Origin of the sequence: Streptomyces sp. KLMMK (assembly GCF_036961605.1) — a bacterium.
Classification (GTDB): Bacteria; Actinomycetota; Actinomycetes; order Streptomycetales; family Streptomycetaceae; genus Streptomyces; species Streptomyces telluris.
Map to the genome: position 1 here is coordinate 1 of NZ_JBAMDC010000567.1, position 3100 is coordinate 3100.

General features: G+C 74.1%; 4 protein-coding genes and 1 pseudogene. All 5 read right to left on the bottom strand.

What is annotated here, in order from left to right; all coding sequences use genetic code 11:
• Window positions 1–381: pseudogene (locus V7793_RS35590) on the bottom strand (hypothetical protein); the annotation flags it as partial.
• 151 nt (window positions 382–532) lie between these two features.
• Entirely contained in the window at window positions 533–1096 is a 564-nt protein-coding gene (locus tag V7793_RS35595; RefSeq protein WP_336013820.1) for a GNAT family N-acetyltransferase, read from the bottom strand.
• 56 nt (window positions 1097–1152) lie between these two features.
• On the bottom strand, window positions 1153–1677 hold the full coding sequence (locus tag V7793_RS35600; protein WP_336013817.1) for a MogA/MoaB family molybdenum cofactor biosynthesis protein: 525 nt from the start codon (window positions 1675–1677) through the stop codon (window positions 1153–1155).
• A gap of 80 nt (window positions 1678–1757) precedes the next feature.
• Entirely contained in the window at window positions 1758–2276 is a 519-nt protein-coding gene (moaC, locus tag V7793_RS35605) for a cyclic pyranopterin monophosphate synthase MoaC (RefSeq protein WP_336013818.1), read from the bottom strand.
• Window positions 2277–2347: 71 nt separating this feature from the next.
• Window positions 2348–3100: molybdopterin molybdotransferase MoeA (locus tag V7793_RS35610; protein WP_336013819.1), on the bottom strand; the 753-nt coding region annotated here is incomplete at its 5' end.

Consider the following 3100-nt stretch of genomic DNA (forward strand, 5'->3'; position numbering starts at 1 on the left):
ACCCGGGGGCGCCACGGAGCTCTGGGAGCCGCCGGGCGGGCCCGCGGAGCCCGGCGCTTCCACCGGTCCCCCGCCCCCCGCTCCGGGCATGCCGAAGGGCCGGACGTCGACCATTTCGGTCGGCGCTTCCGGCTCGGGCGCACGGGCCGCCGGCTCCCCGGGCTCGCTTGAGACCGGCGCGTCGTCGGCGGCGCGCACTTCCAGGTCCTTGGCGTAACGGCGCTCCATCCCCGCCCGGCCCGACAGAAGCCGGATGGCGGTGCTGAAGCGTTCCGTCGGACGGGCTTCATTGAGCTCGTCCTGCCTACGGAGCCACATCGGCACCAAGTAGGCGGCCCAGGCCCCGACGATGACTGCGTAGATGAGGCCGCTGCTGCTCACACTTCACACCGTAGAGGGGTACGCGCAGGGGATTCCGCCAATTGGCCCGGTGTGTCGCACGATCCGGCTGATATCTCGAACTTTTTTTGTGATTGTTGAGACCGAGTCCACTCGAATACCGTCGATTGACGGTCACTTTCGAATATCTATTCTATTTCTGCGGGGTCCCGGGCCGGGAGCGGTGCCACCGCTGCAGGAGCCCTTCGGGGACCTCCTCGGACGTCAGCGCGTAGACCAGGTGATCGCGCCAGGCGCCGTCGATGTGGAGGTAGCGGGGCCGCAGCCCCTCCTCCCGGAAGCCCAGCTTCTCCACCACCCGGCGGCTGGGCAGGTTCTCCGGCCGGATGCACACCTCCACGCGGTGCAGGCCGACCGAGCGGAAGCAGTGGTCGACCGCGAGCGCGACCGCGGTCGGCATCACGCCGCGGCCCGCGACGGCCGCGTCCACCCAGTAGCCGATGTGCGCCGAGCACATCGAGCCCCAGGTGATCCCGGCCACGGTCAGCTGGCCGGCCAGCCTGCCCCGGTAGTCGATGACGAACGGCAGCATGCGCCCCGCGTGGGCCTCGGCCCGCAGGTGGCGCACCATCTGCCGGTACGTGGGGCGGTGCGCGACCGGGCCGCCCGGCGGGGGCGGCGGGATCGTCGCCTCCCAGGGGCGCAGCCAGTCGCGGTTGCGCCGGTTGACCTCCCGCCAGGCGTGCTGGTCGCGCATCCGGATGGGGCGCAGGAGGACGTCGCCGTCCACGAGCTCGGCGGGGCGGCCGGCGTTCAGTGCGGGCCCCCCGGTCTCGGGTGATCGCCCCCGTGCACCTGCTCCACGGCGTGGACCAGCAGCCGGCCCAGCACGGCGAGGCCGTCGCGGACGCCGCCCGTCGATCCGGGCAGGTTCACGATCAGCGTCCGCCCGGCCAGCCCGGCCAGGCCCCGGGAGAGGGCGGCGGTGGGCACCTTGGCCAGCCCCTCGGCGCGGACGGCCTCGGCGATGCCGGGGACCTCCCGGTCGAGGAGGGGGCGGGTCGCCTCGGGCGTGCGGTCCGTGGGCGACAGCCCGGTGCCGCCGGTGGTGACGATCACGTCGTAGGCGGCGGTGACGCCGTTGCGCAGGGCCGCCTCGACGGGGGCCCCGTCGTCGACGACGACGGGGCCGTCGGTCAGGAACCCCATGGCTTCCAGCCCGGCTGCGAGAAGAGGGCCTCCCTTGTCCTCGTAGACGCCTGTGGCGGCGCGGTGGGAGGCGGTGATGACCAAGGCCCTGTACGGGGTCCGCTCCGAGGCGGCCGGCAGGTCCGCCACCGCCGGACCTGAGCGTGGTGGCTGCTCGCCGTTGCGGCGGTTCGCCGGCGAAGGCCCGTCTTCGGGCGTGTGCCCCGCGGTCACGCGCCGTCCCCGTCCGCCGCGGAGCGGAGATACGTGCCCGACTTTCCGCCCGTCTTCTCCTCCACCCTGATGTCCGTGACGGTCGCGCCCTTGTCCACGGCCTTGACCATGTCCACGACCGTCAGGGCGGCGACGGCGACGGCCGTCATCGCCTCCATCTCCACGCCCGTGCGGTCGGTCGTCCGCACCGTGGCGGTGATCTCCACGGCGTCGTCGGCGACGGACAGGTCGACCTTCACGCCGGAGACGGCCAGCGGGTGGCAGAGCGGGATCAGGTCGGGGGTGCGTTTGGCGCCCATGATGCCGGCGATGCGGGCGGTGGCGAGGGCGTCGCCCTTGGGGACGCCCTCGCCGCGCAGCAGCTCCACCACGCGCGGCGAGACGAGGACCCGCCCGCTGGCGCGGGCCGTGCGGGCGGTGACCTCCTTGGCCGAGACGTCGACCATGCGGGCCGCGCCCGCACTGTCGATGTGGGTCAGGCGGGAGGCCTCGGGCGGGTCCTGGGCGCTGCTCATGGTTCTCCTGGTCCGGGTCCTGTTGGGCAGACACCGTACCGGCAGCGCGCGGCGGGTGACCGGCCGAGGAGTCAGCCGAGGAGCACCACGTCGACCTCCGTGCCGACGGCGACGGAGGTCGTCTCCTCGGGGACGACGACGAGGGCGTTGGCCTGGGCGAGGGCCTTCACCAGGTGCGAGCCGGCGCCGCCGACGAGCGAGACCGTGCCCGAGCCCGGCTCGTGGCGGGCCCGCAGGAACTGGCGGCGGCCCTGCGGCGAGGAGGCCACGGCGTCGGTGCACACGGCGCGCACGGTGGTGCGGTCGACGGGGTCGAGCCCCATGAGGGCCCGCAGGGCGGGGCGGACGAAGAGCTCGAAGGAGACGTAGCAGCTGACGGGGTTGCCCGGGAGGGCGAAGAGCGGGACCCGGTCCGGGCCGATCCGGCCGAAGCCCTGCGGCTTGCCGGGCTGCATGGCGAGCCGGCGGAAGGAGACGCTGCCCTCCTCGCCGGCGAGCCCGGCGAGGGTCTCCTTGACCACGTCGTACGCGCCGACGCTGACGCCGCCGCTGGTGACGACGGCGTCGGCGCGGATGAGCTGGTCCTCCAGGGTGGCGCGCAGGAGCTCGGCGTCGTCGTCGACGGCGCCGACCCGGTAGGCGATGGCGCCGGCGTCGCGCGCGCAGGCGGACAGCACGAAGCTGTTGGAGTCGTGGATGCGGCCGGGCGCGAGCTCCTCGCCGGGCTCGACGAGCTCGCTGCCGGTGGACATGACGACCACGCGGGGCCGCGGCCGGACCAGGACGGTGGCCCGCCCGATGGCCGCCAGCAGGCCGATCTGGGC

Excerpts from the sequence above, each read along its gene's own strand:
- V7793_RS35595 (WP_336013820.1), bottom strand. The coding sequence starts at position 1,096 with ATGCGCGACCAGCACGCCTGGCGGGAGGTCAACCGGCGCAACCGCGAC.
- moaC (WP_336013818.1), bottom strand. The coding sequence starts at position 2,276 with ATGAGCAGCGCCCAGGACCCGCCCGAGGCCTCCCGCCTGACCCACATC.